The sequence below is a fragment of the Mesorhizobium sp. AR02 genome (assembly GCF_024746835.1).
Taxonomy (GTDB): domain Bacteria; phylum Pseudomonadota; class Alphaproteobacteria; order Rhizobiales; family Rhizobiaceae; genus Mesorhizobium.
Genome location: NZ_CP080531.1, coordinates 4,974,386 through 4,987,584, shown reverse-complemented (window position 1 = coordinate 4,987,584; position 13,199 = coordinate 4,974,386). Strand labels below are relative to the sequence as shown.

14 protein-coding genes are annotated in these 13,199 nt (G+C 62.0%); 2 read left to right on the top strand and 12 right to left on the bottom strand.

The window, feature by feature from the left end; translation table 11 throughout:
- Nucleotides 1-86: 86 nt before the first annotated feature.
- On the bottom strand, nucleotides 87-410 hold the full coding sequence (locus DBIPINDM_RS28175; protein ID WP_258582256.1) for a hypothetical protein: 324 nt from the start codon (nucleotides 408-410) through the stop codon (nucleotides 87-89).
- Nucleotides 411-687: 277 nt separating this feature from the next.
- Here DBIPINDM_RS28175 and DBIPINDM_RS28170 point away from each other — a divergent pair, with 277 nt between their 5' ends.
- Nucleotides 688-2,658, top strand: a complete 1,971-nt coding sequence (locus DBIPINDM_RS28170) for a BTAD domain-containing putative transcriptional regulator (RefSeq protein WP_258582255.1) — start codon at nucleotides 688-690, stop codon at nucleotides 2,656-2,658.
- Here DBIPINDM_RS28170 and DBIPINDM_RS28165 read toward each other — a convergent pair.
- Nucleotides 2,605-2,943: a hypothetical protein gene (locus DBIPINDM_RS28165; RefSeq protein ID WP_258582254.1), complete on the bottom strand. Its 339-nt coding sequence runs from the start codon at nucleotides 2,941-2,943 to the stop codon at nucleotides 2,605-2,607. The genes DBIPINDM_RS28170 and DBIPINDM_RS28165 overlap by 54 nt on opposite strands.
- A gap of 87 nt (nucleotides 2,944-3,030) precedes the next feature.
- Here DBIPINDM_RS28165 and DBIPINDM_RS28160 point away from each other — a divergent pair, with 87 nt between their 5' ends.
- On the top strand, nucleotides 3,031-4,236 hold the full coding sequence (locus tag DBIPINDM_RS28160; protein ID WP_258582253.1) for a YcaO-like family protein: 1,206 nt from the start codon (nucleotides 3,031-3,033) through the stop codon (nucleotides 4,234-4,236).
- A gap of 94 nt (nucleotides 4,237-4,330) precedes the next feature.
- Here the strand turns inward: DBIPINDM_RS28160 and DBIPINDM_RS28155 are convergent, their stop codons facing one another.
- The 10 genes from DBIPINDM_RS28155 to DBIPINDM_RS28110 all read right to left on the bottom strand — a co-directional run bounded on the left by DBIPINDM_RS28155 (nucleotide 4,331) and on the right by DBIPINDM_RS28110 (nucleotide 12,942).
- The gene (locus tag DBIPINDM_RS28155; RefSeq protein ID WP_258582252.1) at nucleotides 4,331-5,332 is read right to left on the bottom strand and encodes a branched-chain amino acid ABC transporter permease; all 1,002 of its coding nucleotides are present in this window, start codon (nucleotides 5,330-5,332) and stop codon (nucleotides 4,331-4,333) included.
- A gap of 5 nt (nucleotides 5,333-5,337) precedes the next feature.
- Nucleotides 5,338-6,231: a branched-chain amino acid ABC transporter permease gene (locus tag DBIPINDM_RS28150; RefSeq protein ID WP_258582251.1), complete on the bottom strand. Its 894-nt coding sequence runs from the start codon at nucleotides 6,229-6,231 to the stop codon at nucleotides 5,338-5,340.
- Nucleotides 6,231-6,947: an ABC transporter ATP-binding protein gene (locus tag DBIPINDM_RS28145; protein WP_323806064.1), complete on the bottom strand. Its 717-nt coding sequence runs from the start codon at nucleotides 6,945-6,947 to the stop codon at nucleotides 6,231-6,233. Before DBIPINDM_RS28145 ends, DBIPINDM_RS28150 begins: the two co-directional genes overlap by 1 nt.
- Entirely contained in the window at nucleotides 6,940-7,677 is a 738-nt protein-coding gene (locus tag DBIPINDM_RS28140; RefSeq protein WP_258582249.1) for an ABC transporter ATP-binding protein, read from the bottom strand. The genes DBIPINDM_RS28145 and DBIPINDM_RS28140 overlap by 8 nt, the downstream gene beginning before the upstream one ends.
- 271 nt (nucleotides 7,678-7,948) lie before the next feature.
- Complete coding sequence (locus tag DBIPINDM_RS28135) at nucleotides 7,949-9,157, bottom strand: amino acid ABC transporter substrate-binding protein (RefSeq protein WP_258582248.1); 1,209 nt, start codon at nucleotides 9,155-9,157, stop codon at nucleotides 7,949-7,951.
- A gap of 56 nt (nucleotides 9,158-9,213) precedes the next feature.
- Nucleotides 9,214-9,603, bottom strand: a complete 390-nt coding sequence (locus DBIPINDM_RS28130; protein ID WP_258582247.1) for a nuclear transport factor 2 family protein — start codon at nucleotides 9,601-9,603, stop codon at nucleotides 9,214-9,216.
- 17 nt (nucleotides 9,604-9,620) lie between these two features.
- Entirely contained in the window at nucleotides 9,621-10,415 is a 795-nt protein-coding gene (locus DBIPINDM_RS28125; RefSeq protein ID WP_258582246.1) for a molybdenum cofactor biosynthesis F family protein, read from the bottom strand.
- A 33-nt stretch (nucleotides 10,416-10,448) separates the two neighbouring features.
- Nucleotides 10,449-11,237 (bottom strand): SDR family NAD(P)-dependent oxidoreductase, encoded by a 789-nt coding sequence (locus DBIPINDM_RS28120; RefSeq protein WP_258582245.1) that lies wholly within the window; start codon nucleotides 11,235-11,237, stop codon nucleotides 10,449-10,451.
- A gap of 182 nt (nucleotides 11,238-11,419) precedes the next feature.
- Nucleotides 11,420-12,001, bottom strand: coding sequence for a YceI family protein (locus DBIPINDM_RS28115; RefSeq protein ID WP_258589364.1), 582 nt, complete (start codon nucleotides 11,999-12,001; stop codon nucleotides 11,420-11,422).
- A 41-nt stretch (nucleotides 12,002-12,042) separates the two neighbouring features.
- On the bottom strand, nucleotides 12,043-12,942 hold the full coding sequence (locus tag DBIPINDM_RS28110; protein ID WP_258582244.1) for a hypothetical protein: 900 nt from the start codon (nucleotides 12,940-12,942) through the stop codon (nucleotides 12,043-12,045).
- Between the last annotated feature and the right edge of the window lie 257 nt (nucleotides 12,943-13,199).

The following is a 13,199-nucleotide window of genomic DNA, read 5'->3' as shown; positions in this document are numbered from 1 at the left end:
AAAAGGTCCCTCAGATTGCGCAAATGGTTTTGCGCAACCTGAGGGAATTTGGAGCGCTGGTGCCGAACATCGCCCCAGGCTAGGCCTCAATTTCGACAGTTGGGGCTGACCGGATCATATATTCTTGGGCTGACCCCCAGGCACTTGGACGTCGAAACGCCACCGGTGCTATCGCTGGATCCTGTCTGGATAGGATCCACCATTCCTTTCGGGGCGAACGAGCGTTGACTGTCGAGCCCACCCCAGGTGTCGAAGTCACCATTGTCTGCACGAAGGCTGTGGACGCCGACAAAGGGCATAGCGGGCGAGTAGGCGGCTTCACTTACGATCGTGTTGGCAAGAAGGCCAAGCATGGCAAGCGAAACCGTGAGGGCGGTACCGGTCATCTGGTTGGAAGCAAGTTGGAACATATCATCCTCCTGTTGTTAGTCTCTCGTGATTGAGAAACCACGCAGAGACTACGAACAGCTCCGGTTTCGACCGTGAAAAATCCGGGGTGGTAGCGTGAAAAACGCGGGGAATCTCGAAACCTGATACGTCGATGACTGGTTGCCGGCAAAGGACTAGAGACCCAAAGTCCGATGCGTGGTAATAATGTCGATTGCACCATTGAGGCGTATTTAGCCTATGGTTGGAGCAGCGGGATCTGAGGCGCGGCCGTACCTGAATCTGCTGGGCAGAATGGCCTTGCATGACTCCGACGGGCGCGACCTTACGCCAAAATCCCGAAGGTCGGTCTGCCTGCTTTCGTTCCTGGCCCTTCAGCGCGACGGGCAGGCTACGCGAGAGAAGATCTGCGGATTGCTGTGGAGCAACCGTGGCGACGATCAGGCCCGCGACTCTCTTCGCCAGACTTTGGCCGACCTGAAACGCACACTGGGCGACAATGCCAACAAGCTCCTTCGAACGACCAGAGACACGATCGGGGTCGAACTGCGTGAACTTCGTGTCGATGTACGGCTTATCGAAGACATGTTGGCCGAGGGGAACCATGAGGCGGTCCTCTTTGCCGTCGAACATTGGGCGGGTGAATTTCTGGAGGGTTTGATACCTCCAGATCCAGAATTTGACAGTTGGTTAAGCATCGAGCGGATGCATCTGCGGGAAATCGTCGTACGGGCGGCGGACGTAGCCCTGGCCGTCGCGGTCCGAACAGGATGTGAGCCAGATCTTCACAAACTGGCAGAGTTTCTTATTCGCATTGAACCAACCAACGAAGCTGCTCATCTGGCTTTGATCGGCTGGGCGCTAAACCAAGGGAATGTAGCCGCAGCACTTCGACGCTATGAAGCATGCCGCGAGGCGTACAGGCGCGATCTTGATTCCGAGCCCCCATCCGCTTTGCAGCGGCTTGCCGAGGCAGCGCAACGCCCCCAACGCGAACCGTTGGGCGAACGTGCGTCACTCCGGTCATTTCCTTGCCGACGACTGCCTTCTGTCGCGTTGATTGCCAGGCCGCCGGTTGGACCGGCGGAGTTCACCAATGGGCTCGCCAGCTTCCTGTTTGAAGAAATGATTGGTGCCCTGGGACGATCGCACAGTCTTGCGCTGTTGCTTCCGACGCACCCCGGAGATTACCTCGACGCGGCTTATACGCTCGTGATCAGTATGTGGGTGGACGAAAGACGGCTGAAGGCTTCATTCAGGCTAAGTAGGAATATCGATCGAGGTCATTTGCTTTCGGAACGGATGGACAATGAAAATCTCGGCATTGATGCAGCGTCGCTGGCCAGTCTGGATCGGATTGTCAGTCACGTTGAATACGCGATCGCCACCGACCATCGCCAAGCAGGCAAGGAACTGGAGGACGCATACAGTTTATGGGCGAATGCCGACCGCCTAACCGAAAGTTTTCGTCCGGGCGATCTTGATAGCGCTGTCTCCATGTTCCAGCGAGCCGCTGCGCTGGACCCGGGATTTTCACGCCCTATTGCTGGACTTGCTTCCATTCAACTTTGTCAGCCAATGGCAAATCCCGGCAGCGCACTGAGTACGTTTGACGGGGCGCTCGCACTCGCCAAGAATGCGGTCGCAATCGATCCTTGGGACGCCAGAAATCGTGGGATCCTAGGCTGGGCATATTACCGCATGGGCCTTTACCCGCAGGGTGAGAGGGAATTTAGACGCGCCGTCGAGCTCGATCCCAATGACCCTGCGGTATTGATATCGGCGTCAGAAGGCCTCGCCTGCTGCGGGGACGTAAACGCGGCAGTCACGTATGGTGAGAGGGCGTTTCTACTTCATCCCGCGACGCCCGATTTTTTCCACTTCTTCGGGCTTCAGGCATTTGCCATGCTAGGGGCCTATGAGCGAGCCCTTTACCATAGCTCAACCCTGTGGTCATTTGGATTGGCCGAGCCCCTTGCGTGGAATGCGTTCGCTTTGGCCAAAAGTTCCCGTCACGACGAAGCTCGCGCATCCACGGTTGCATTCCTCAAGACGGTGGAAAATCACTGGGGAGGCGTGGAGCGCTTTAGCCCGACCGCTGCGCTGAAGTGGCTCGAACAGGTCACCCTCGTGGCTGATCGGTACCGACGCGATCAATTTCTCGATTGTTTTGCCAAACTACTCGCGGAAGTTACAGGCTCCTCAATACCAACACCACTACCTACACCCCATAATCGTTACAAAGCCGAGCTCTTGAAGATAGATATCTAGGTCTTTTTTCCCTTTATTCACCAACGGTATAACAATATGTAACACACGCTCGTCGTCTCTGACCACCTTTATCGTCAAGCCAGCCAATTGAGACGGATCTATATTGGCATTCTTCAACATCTCTATAGGTTCTTCGACAAATTCATCGAACACAGCCGGATTGGTGGAGGCTCCATAAATGAGTTCTCCTACCTTTTTGCAAGCAGTTGTATCGGTTTCAAAAGTCAGCGATTTGGGCTCGTCGGGGGGGCCGCCCTCAACGGTAGCGATGGTCCGAAGTCGCATCTCTCACCTCCCAGTTAAGCTTCTCAGGCTTCTCTAAAATCCAGTAATCTGGCATGGAGGAATTTTAGCATATTCTAACATGAAAGAATGTCGGCACAAGAGGGTCTACAAAAGCCGATGAACGGGAATTTTGATTTACTTCATCTGGTCCATGGTGACGCTCCCGCGGAATTCACCATCGCGATGCGAGAGTGTGCCGGAAAAGCCGAGATCCTTGGTTCGGGACGTGGTCTGACGCGCGAGGCGGCGATGGCATCATGCCTCGGAGAAGCAGCGGAAAGAGCCGCTGCCTCTCGGATAGATACCCTGCGGACTATTCATGCAGGCGCAAACGATCTGCCAGGCATCTATATCGCGCCAAATCGTTTTTGGCACTTCTCCAAACTGCAACTCCGAAGCGGGCCCCACCCAAGTGAATCGATCTCCGCCAGCGCATGGTTGGCCGCACAGGGGGAGATATCCAACTGCTCCCGTTGGTGCGTTGCGAAGCCAATTGGCGCAGGCCCAGATATATTTGTGCCACTCGTCAACGTGGTGCTTGGTGAGGGACCTACAGGCACAAATGGTCTTGCCGCCGGTGTTAACCGCTCCGACGCGCGTGCCACAGCGCTGCTTGAACTGGTGGAGCGTGATGCAGTTGCGGTCTGGTGGTACGGGCGCATAAGACGCCCTGCCGTATCACTCGAGAAGCTTGATGAACGAGGTGGGTTGGACTTGCGACGATGGCTCGAGCGACGAGAACGACGAACGTGGCTCCTGGACATTACCAACGACCTCGGCATACCCGTCGTTGCGGCGATTTCGGCCGAGCAGAACGGTTCCCGTATTGCCTATGGTTATTCCGCGCATCGGTCTTTCGCGCGTGCTGGTCTGTCTGCGGTTTTGGAGATGTTACAGAGCGAGCTATCTCTTGCCCTCGCCGAGGAGCGTGCGTTGCGGTCCGGCAGGCCGGAAGGTCCGGCCGGGCGGTTTTTGGAATGGTCGCGCTCCGCATCGGTTGCACGCCTGCCTCACCTCTTGCCCTGTGCCGAAGCAACCGTGGTTGCTCCCGTCGCTCCAGCCACTTCGGACCTGTGCGAGATCGTCGCACTAAGAACGGGAGAACCCGTAGTGTTTGTCGATCTTGATGTTCCAGGGGACGGGTTCAAGATCGTCCGCGCATTGGTACCCTGCCTCCGTCCATGGCGACCGAGATTTCAAAGAGGTCGGCTTCAGGCCGTGCCTCTAGCCCTTGGCTGGTCGAGGGAGGAAGTTGACGAAACCTGTTTCGGCGACGATGTCATTTTGATTTAAGTCCGCTCGAGCGGGATATCAGAAACGCACCACCAGTTGCGGCAAAGGGGTCGGCTGCCGCGTAACTCTGAGATTGCCCTTCCGTCCTCCATCCTCAAACCACCCGCACCCTGCCCCCGAAACTCCGCATCAGCCCCTTGGGCAAAAACAGCATCGCCAGGATAATCGTCAGGCCCGATATCACCGGGTGATAATCCGGCACCACGATGCGCGCCAGATCGAACACCGCGTACATGACGAAAGCCCCCAGGATCGGGCCGAGCAGCGTGCCGGTGCCGCCGACCACGGTCATCATCAGCGGCAGAAGCATCCAGTCGAGGTCGAAGACCGAGTCCGGGCCGACATGGAAGATGTAGTAGGTGTAGAGGCTGCCGGCGATGCCGGCGATGAAGGCGCTGCCGGCGAAGGCGGCGACCTTGACCTTGAGCACGTCGATGCCGTTGGCCGATGCTGCCATCTCGTCGTCGCGCACGGCAATCAGCGCCAGGCCGTAGCGCGAGCGCATCAGGAGGTGGATGGCGAGTGCCGTGCCCACCATCAGGCCGAGCCCAACCAGATAGTGCGGCAACAGCGTGTCGAAGGTGCCGGCGGGCGCGACGACGCCGAAGGCACCGCCGGTGAAGTCGCCGCCATTGATGAACATCACCTTGACGATCTCGCCGAAGCCGAGTGTGCCGAGCGCGAAATAATCGCCGCGCAGTTTGGACAAAAGCGGCAGGCCGATGATGATGGCGGCCACCGCTGCGACCAGCCCGCCCAGCACCATCGTCACCGGGTCGAAATAATAGATGCGCGGATAGGCGTCATAGAGCGAGCCCCAGAGATAGTTGCCGCTCCACAGGATGGCGGTGGTGTAGGCGCCGAGCCCGAAGAAGGCATGATTGCCGAGGCTGATCTGGCCGCCGAAGCCGGCAACCAGGTTCCAGCCCTGCGCCATGATGGCGTAGATGAAGACGAAGAACAGGAACGAAAAGGCGTAGCTGTCGATCGCGCCGGGCAGCAGCGGCAGCAGGGCGAGCGCCGAGACGACGAGGGCGGCTATTCCTATCCAGGTTTGTTTCGGCCAGACCCGTTCCAAGACGACTTGCTTCACCATGGTGCTCAAGCCTTCTTGTAGGGCCGGCTGAACAGGCCTTCCGGCTTGAACATCAGCACCGCCAGGAACACGCCGTAGGCGATGGCATTGGTCCAGCCGCCTGAGATGAAATACTGCACATAGGCCTCGATCAGGCCGAGGATGATGCCGCCGGCCAGCGCGCCGGCGACATTGCTGATGCCGCCCAGCGCCAGCGCCACCAGCGCCTTGAGGCTGAAGATGAACCCGGCGAACGGGTTGAACGGGAATGTGGTCGCCACCGCCACGCCGGCCGCACCGGCAAGCGCGATGCCGATGGCGAAGGCAATCGCATTGACGCGGTGCGGGCTGATGCCCATCAGCGTCGCCGCTTCCATGTCCTCGGAGGCCGCGCGCACCGCCTTGCCGACAATCGTCTTGCGCAGGAACAGCACCACCAGCCCGGTGCCGGCGAGCGCGATCAGAAAGCCCATCGAGCGCGTGAACGAAGTGCGCACGCCAAGGATCTCGATGCCGCTTGCCGTGTAGGAGGTGACGATTGCGGCGGTGTTGCCGCCCCACACCACCGTCATCAAATTCTGGATCAGGAACATCAGGCCGACGGCGATCAGCAACGAGATGTTGCGATCCTCCGCCGCCGCCGCGCGGCGGAACAGGCCCTGGTAGACCAGCCAGCCGACAACGAGCCCGACCGGAACGACGATCAGCAGCGACAGGAACGGGTCGATGCCCAGCCCATAGAACAGCGCCCGTACGAAATAGGCGGCGAGGATGATCATCGCGCCCTGCGCCAGGAAGATCAGCCGCATGGTGCCGAAGATGAGGCTCAAGCCCACGGCGGCGACGCCATACATGGCGCCGCCCAGCGCGCCATTGAGCGACAGCTGCAGCAGGATTTCGGGAGGTGGAATGTCAGGCATCATTGCACCTCCAACACGCCCATATAGGCCTTCTGGATTTCGGGGTCGGCGATGAGCTCGGCGCCCGTGCCTTGCATGGCGAGCTCGCCGGTCTTCAGCACGAAGCCGTAGTCGGCGACCTTGAGCGCCTGGTGGATGTTCTGCTCGACCAGCAGGATGGTGACGCCCTGTTTGTGCAGGGTTTCGATCAGCGCGAACATCTGCTGCACCACGATCGGGCTGAGGCCCAGCGACGGCTCGTCGAGGATGAGCAGCGACGGATCCGACATGGTGGCGCGTGCGATGGCCAGCATCTGCTGCTCGCCGCCGGAGAGCGAGCCGGCCTTCTGCCCTGCCCGCTCCTTCAGCCGCGGAAACAGCGTGTAGGCTTTCTCCAGCGACTGCCTGAAATGCTTTCGCACCTTGGGCTGGAAAGCGCCGAGCTCGAGGTTTTCCAGCACCGTCATTTGCCTAAACAGGCCGCACCCTTCCGGCACATGCGCGATGCCCATGCCGGCGATCTCTTCCGGCGCCTTGCCGGCCAGCGGCACGCCCGCGAGGAAGATTTCGCCGCGCTTCGGCTTCAGCAGGCCGGAGATCGTCTTCAAAAGCGTCGTCTTGCCGGCGCCATTGGCACCGACGATGGCAACGATCGTGCCGGGGTCGACATGGATCGACACGCCCCACAGCGCGCCGACATCGCCATAGGCGACTTCGAGATTGGTGACTTCAAGCAGCCGGTTCGCCAAGATAGGCCTCGATCACTTTGCGGTTGGCGACGATTTCGCGCGGGCTGCCGTCGGCGATCTTCTCGCCATGGTCGAGCACGATCACCCGGCTGCAGACTTTCATGATGGCGTCGACCTTGTGCTCCACCCACAGGATCGACACGCCCCGCTCGCTCCGCACCCGGCGGATGACATCGACCATGCGCTGGATCTCCGTCGGGTTCAGCCCCGCCATCGGCTCGTCGAGCAGGAGCAATGCCGGGCTGGAGGCCACGGCCCGGGCGATCTCCAAGAGGCGTCGGTCGGACAGCGTCATATGCGCGGTGCGGACATCGCGCTTGGCGGTCAGCCCGACCAGTTCCAGCGCTTCCTCGGCAGCGGCTGTCGCATGCCTGACACGCCCGCCCGAGCCGTAGACGGCGCCGACCATGATGTTCTCAAAGGCGGTCATGGTGAGAAACGTCCGCACCAGCTGGAAGGTGCGGGCAATGCCGAGCCGGCAGATGCGGTGCGGTGCGATACCGGTGATGTCCTGACCACGGAAGCGGATGCGCCCCTGTGTCGGCGTGTAGAGCGCGGTGATGAGGTTGAACAGCGTCGACTTGCCGGCGCCGTTGGGGCCGATCAGCCCGATCAGCTCATTGGCGCCGACGGCGATGTCGATGTTGTTGAGCACGACAAGCCCGCCGAACCGCTTCTGGACCGCCTCGAGGCGAAGCAGGGTTTCGTCAGGCTGCATCGTGTTTCCGTTTCTCCAGTAGAAGCTATATCAGCGGAAATTTGTCGAGGTCAGCGCTGCCCCTCACCTGCCTGCCCGTCCTCCGCAGGAGCTGCCGCTGCAGCTGCGGAGGGTGGACCGGCATCCTCTCCCCGTAAACGGGGCGAGGGACGCTAATCGCCGACGTCGCGGCCAGCCTCTTTCTCCCCGTCTCTATACGGGGAGAAATGCCCGGCAGGGCAATGAGGGGCAGCGCCGACGCTGATGGATGCTTCCACCACGCGAACGCCCCTCAGCGCTTGTCCCAGGCCGGGGCTGGTTTGTAGGTCCAGTTGCCGTCAGGGAAGATCAGCTGGTGCTTGCCTTGCCACCACTGCGTGGCGACGCTGGGGATGAGGGCAAAGCCGGTCTGGTCGAATTTGAGATCGCCGACGACGGTGTCCTTGAATTCCTGGCCGAAGATCGCGTCGTGGATCGCGGCGGCATCGGTTGAGCCCGCCTTCTCGATCGCCTGCGCCAGCACCTGCGCATTGGCGTAGAAGGCACCGACGGTGACGGAGTCCTTCTTGAACTCGGCCTCGTAGCGGTCACCGAGTTCCTTGGCGCCCTTATAGGGATAGCTCGACGACCAGAAACCGTCGGTCAGGATGTAGTCGGAATCCGCCCCGAGCGCTTCGTGGAACTCGCCCGTCCAGGTGCCTTTCCAGCCATGCAGGTAAGGCACGGAGAAGCCGAGCTCCTTCATCTGGCGCAGCAGCGTCACCGTGTCGGCCGGCGAGCCGAACACCAGCATGGCGTCGACATTGGCGGCCTTGAGCTTGGTGATCAGCGCCGAATAGTCGGTGGCGCCGATCGCCCAGGGATCGTCGACGGCGAAGGTGTAGCCGTACTTCTTGGCCGCCGCCTCGAAGGCGCCGCCAAAGCCCTTGCCGTCGGGCGAATCCTCGGACACCAGCGCCGGGTTCTTCGGCTTCTCATTGGCCGGCAGCTTGTCCCAGATCTCGAACGGCACCTCCGCACCCGGCCCCGGATGGAAAAAGAACAGCGCCGAATATTTGAGCTTCAACGGCTGCCATTCGAACGGGAAGGCCGTCGTGATCATGTAGAATTTCTTGTATTTTTCCGCGACGATGGCGCCCGCAATGTTCATCGGCCCGGAATGGGTCGACAAGAGCGCATCGACCTTCTGCACCTTGATCAGGTTTTCCAGCGCCGAGGCGACCTTGCCTTCGGAGCTTTCGTCGTCGGCAACGACGAGGCGCACCGGCAGCTTCTTGCCGGCCGACTTCACCATGATGCCGCCGGCCTTGTTGATGTCGGCCACCGCCTGTTCATAGGCCCATTTCTGCTCCTTGCCGTCGCCGGCCAGCGGCCCGGTCAAGGAGATCGGCGCACCGATGACGATCTCGGTGTCGCCGGCATTCGCCATACCAGTGCTGCCGGCCGCGAACGCGGCCGACAGGACCAGGCCCGCCAGCATTGCCTTCAGACTGTTTCCCATTTCATCCTCCCAGGTTTTTGGATCGGACGGACACCGTCGGTGTCCGCAGGCATGCCTCAGACCGTCGCTGCCGCGACCAGCCTGGTGTCGGTGAACTGCTCGAAACTGAGCGCCTTGCCGTCCTCCATTTCCCAGACATGGACGACGCGCGCCGACATCGGCTTGCCAGTCTTTTTGTAGGTGCCCGAATAGGTGCCGATGCCGACAATGGTGACGCCGCCGTCGACCAGTTTTTCAAGCTTAAGCGTGTAGCCGTCCCAGTCCTCGCCGATGCGCTTGAAGACGCCTTCGATGATGGCGTCCGGACCGACATAAGTGCCGGCATAGGGAAAGCCCGCCATCTCGGTCCAGGCGGTCTTGTCGGTGACCGGCGCCATCATCGCCGAGAGGTCCTTGGCGTCGGAGCCGGCATAGTGCGCCTTGATCGCTTCGTAGTTCTTGCCCATGGCGTTCTCCCGCGCGGTCAGACCGGCGCCTTGTCCTTGTCGTAGGCGGTTCTGGATTTCTTCTCGATGTGGGCGCCGGCCGGCTTGTTCTCGATCTTGCCCTGGCTGGTCACGCCGAGGAATTTCCCCGTCGAGTGCATGACGTCCCAATTGTAGAAGAACAGCGAGGCGACCGGGATGATGAACTCGCGGAAGCCGAACACATACTGGTTCTCGGCGAACTTCCAGGTCGTCGCCAGATCGACGTCGCCGTGGCCGCGCTGGATGCCGACGAGGTTCTGCCAGGCATAGCGCTCGGAGCTGAGATAAATGTGCTCATAGACATGATTGGGGCTGTATGTGTAGTGCGCGGTGAGCCCGATCAGGTCCCGGGTCGGCGCCGGCGCGATGCCGGTCGGTGCAACCGAGGGGTCGCCGAGCACGCCGGCCGACCAGGTCTGCGCCACGCGCGGCTCGCCGGGCGCTTGATCGGCATCACGCACCCGTTCGCGCACCGACAGCACGCGGCGCGTGCTGGTGTTGACGATGAAGGCCTCGTCCTCGCTCGGCCGGGCCGAGAAGATCATGTTGATGAAGAACACGTTGGAGGCGACTTCCAGCGCCTCGTACCAGTCGGCGCCCGCCTCGCTGCCTTCGCTCCACGCCACCGTGTCGACGGATGTGAAGGCAAGATCGATGGTGCGGCCGGTGTCGAGCGTGATCTTGAAGGTCTGGCCGCGCAGCGCATCCGTCGTCGCCAGCCGGTTGGTGGCGATGCCGGCGGCGAAGTCGTCAAAATGCTTCCAGTCCGCCGGTCTGTTCTGGTCGTTCATCGCACTCTCCACATCAATCGACAAAGGCCCCAATCAATCCACAAAAGCCAACGTCGGCAGGTCGACGACGGTGGCGCCGCCATCGACCGTCAGGATCGAACCGTTCATCATCGCCGCTTCATCAGAGGCGACGAAGCAGATGACGTTGGACACCTCTTCGGGTGTCGCCGGCCGCCCGAGGGGCACGTCCTTCGTCACCAGCCGGTAGGCCTCTTCGATCGAGCCAAGCCCGTGCTTTTCGACAATCACCTCCATCTGCTCGTCGGCCATGTCGGTCGACACCCAGCCCGGGCAGATAATGTTGGTGCGCACGCCCTTGCGGCCATAGTCGCGCGCCAGCGATTTGCCGAAGCCGATGCAGGCATGTTTCATGGTGACGTAGCCGGCCGCGTCCGGCCCGGCGAACAGGCCGGCGATCGAGGCGACAACGACGATGTTGCCCTTTTGCGCGATCAGGTCGGGCAAGCATTCGCGGGCGCAGACGAAGGCGGTGTCGAGATTGGTGCGGGTCGCGAGGCTCCAGGTCTCGTCGCTCATCGAAATGGTCGGGCCGACGCCATGGCCGCCGGCATTGGCGACGAGGATGTCGACCGGTCCGATCTTGTCATGCACTTCGGCCAGCGCGGCGCGCACCGCCTTGGGGTCGGCGGCATCGCCCTGCACCACCAGCCCGCCAATATCCCTGGTCACGGCTTCCAGCGGCTCGCGCCGCCGGCCCATCAGCACCACCCTCGCGCCGTCGGCCGCCATGCGCCTGGCGACCGCCGCGCCGATGCCGGTGCCGCCGCCGGTGATGAAAGCCGTCTTTCCCGAAAATCGCATGGTTCCATCCCGATTGGTGAGCGCGCCGGCTATGCGCCGATCTTCGCTGGGGATAGTGCGGCATCGGCCACTCTGCGTCTTGTCCGAGCGGGAACTTTGTTTTGACTGAGCGCGCACTTCGCGCCCTCGGTAGAAGTGCCGCGCGATCCTTGCGAGCCACGCGGCGCCGGTCCCACCGCCGGCTACTTTTTCACCGCTTCGAGATCGATGACGATGTCGACATCCGGGCCGAGGCCGAAACCAGCCGCGGCCTTGGCCATCGGGAAGTCCGCGGTGCTGACCTTGCCGGTGGCGGTGAACGCCGCCTTGGTCAGTGTCGCATCCCACGGCGCCGGCGCCTCATTGACCAGCGTCACGTCGAGCGTGATCTCCTTGGACACGCCGCTGATGGTGAGGTTGCCCGTCACCTTGCCGGTCTTGTCGCTGACCTTCTCGATCTTGGTGCTTTCGAAGGAGATCGCCGGGAACTCGGCGGCGTTGAAGAAGTCGGGGCCTTTCAGATCGCTGTCGCGCTGGTCATAGGCGGTGTGCACCGAGCCGACATCGAGCTCGGCCTTGACGCTGCTTTTCGACGGATCGGCCTTGTCCATCACGATCGCCCCCTTCACCGCGTCGAACTGTCCATGCGCGGTGCCATAGATGCCGTGCTTGATGGTGAAGGTGACCCAGGCGTGCTGGCCGTCGATCTCGTAAGTGTCGGCGTGAGCCGCCGATGCGAAGGCGCACATCGAGGCAAAGGCAAAGGCGGCCGTCAGTTTTCTCATCGTCACGTAACTCTCCCCATTGTTGGTTGTCATTCCTTGGCTCAAGAAAAGCCAAGCGCGGCTCCGTGCGGCGCAAACAGGATCGCCGTCAGGATGGCCAATATCGCCGGAATGGCGATCAGCAGACCGGCAACCAGCGGCCGCAACGGCCGGGCGCCGGGAACAAGACCCCGCAGCGGGCCGGGTACCAGCGTGGCCACGGCAAGCGGCAGAGGCGAAAGCATGAGCGCCAACGGATTGGCCTTCGGCGCCAGCAGCGCAACCTGGATCAACACCGTGGCGGCGGCAAAGATGAGGATCAGCTCGGTGCCCTTGCTCCAGGCAGTGGCCGACCCGCCACGCAGCACTGCGATATATTGGACGAGGCACCAGCCACCGGCGAGCGCGGCCAGCGAGCCCAGCAACTGCCCGGTGACGATCGAGGCGCCGAGCACCGAGATGATAGCGCCGGCCAGGCATAGAGCGAGCATGGCTGCGGGCACCAGGAACGGCTCCTCTGCCGGAGGCGATGGCGAAGCTTTCAGGGACAGCAGCATCGCGGCGCCGACGATCGCCAGCAGGCCGGCGATGAGGGCGGCGATCATCTGCAGGTCGAGCGCACCGCCGGCGATACGGCGCCAGCCGAGCCACAGCAGCGCGGCCGCGAGTGCTGCGGCCCCAAGCTTGCCCGCGACCGCAGCGCTGAGCAGGCGTTCAGGCAACAGGCCTATGACGATGCCGGCAAAGGCGAGATAGATCAGCTTCTGGCTGGCGGCGACGGGCGGCACCACCGGCGGGCCAAGCGTGTCCCAGTAGAAGAACAGCAGCAGTGCGGCCGACACCAGCGAAAGCACGGGCGAGACCGGCGGTAGGGCAAACCGCGCCAGCAGCGCCATGACCACGCCGAGCACAAGCGGCAGCGCCGCCGTGGTGACCATCGGATTGCCCAGCAATGCGCTCAATTACTCTCCTCCGAGCCAGCCCCCTCACCCAGCCTCCGCTTCGCTCGGCTGACCTCTCCCCGTGGGGGAGAGGAGACTTGAAGCGTCGCCGCCTTCCTCTTCTCCCCAGCGGGAGAAGGTGGCCGCGGAGCGGCCGGATGAGGGGGCGGCGCGGCGAGACCGGGTTGGCGATGATCCGTTCTTCAATCTTGACCAGCGAAGGACCGACCGTCTTGTCCGAGCGGGAACTTTGTTTTGACTGAACGCGCACTCGCGCC

Excerpts from the sequence above, each read along its gene's own strand:
- DBIPINDM_RS28175 (WP_258582256.1), bottom strand. The coding sequence starts at position 410 with ATGTTCCAACTTGCTTCCAACCAGATGACCGGTACCGCCCTCACGGTT.
- DBIPINDM_RS28165 (WP_258582254.1), bottom strand. The coding sequence starts at position 2,943 with ATGCGACTTCGGACCATCGCTACCGTTGAGGGCGGCCCCCCCGACGAG.
- DBIPINDM_RS28160 (WP_258582253.1), top strand. The coding sequence starts at position 3,031 with ATGTCGGCACAAGAGGGTCTACAAAAGCCGATGAACGGGAATTTTGAT.
- DBIPINDM_RS28155 (WP_258582252.1), bottom strand. The coding sequence starts at position 5,332 with ATGGTGAAGCAAGTCGTCTTGGAACGGGTCTGGCCGAAACAAACCTGG.
- DBIPINDM_RS28150 (WP_258582251.1), bottom strand. The coding sequence starts at position 6,231 with ATGCCTGACATTCCACCTCCCGAAATCCTGCTGCAGCTGTCGCTCAAT.
- DBIPINDM_RS28140 (WP_258582249.1), bottom strand. The coding sequence starts at position 7,677 with ATGCAGCCTGACGAAACCCTGCTTCGCCTCGAGGCGGTCCAGAAGCGG.
- DBIPINDM_RS28135 (WP_258582248.1), bottom strand. The coding sequence starts at position 9,157 with ATGGGAAACAGTCTGAAGGCAATGCTGGCGGGCCTGGTCCTGTCGGCC.
- DBIPINDM_RS28130 (WP_258582247.1), bottom strand. The coding sequence starts at position 9,603 with ATGGGCAAGAACTACGAAGCGATCAAGGCGCACTATGCCGGCTCCGAC.
- DBIPINDM_RS28125 (WP_258582246.1), bottom strand. The coding sequence starts at position 10,415 with ATGAACGACCAGAACAGACCGGCGGACTGGAAGCATTTTGACGACTTC.
- DBIPINDM_RS28120 (WP_258582245.1), bottom strand. The coding sequence starts at position 11,237 with ATGCGATTTTCGGGAAAGACGGCTTTCATCACCGGCGGCGGCACCGGC.
- DBIPINDM_RS28115 (WP_258589364.1), bottom strand. The coding sequence starts at position 12,001 with ATGAGAAAACTGACGGCCGCCTTTGCCTTTGCCTCGATGTGCGCCTTC.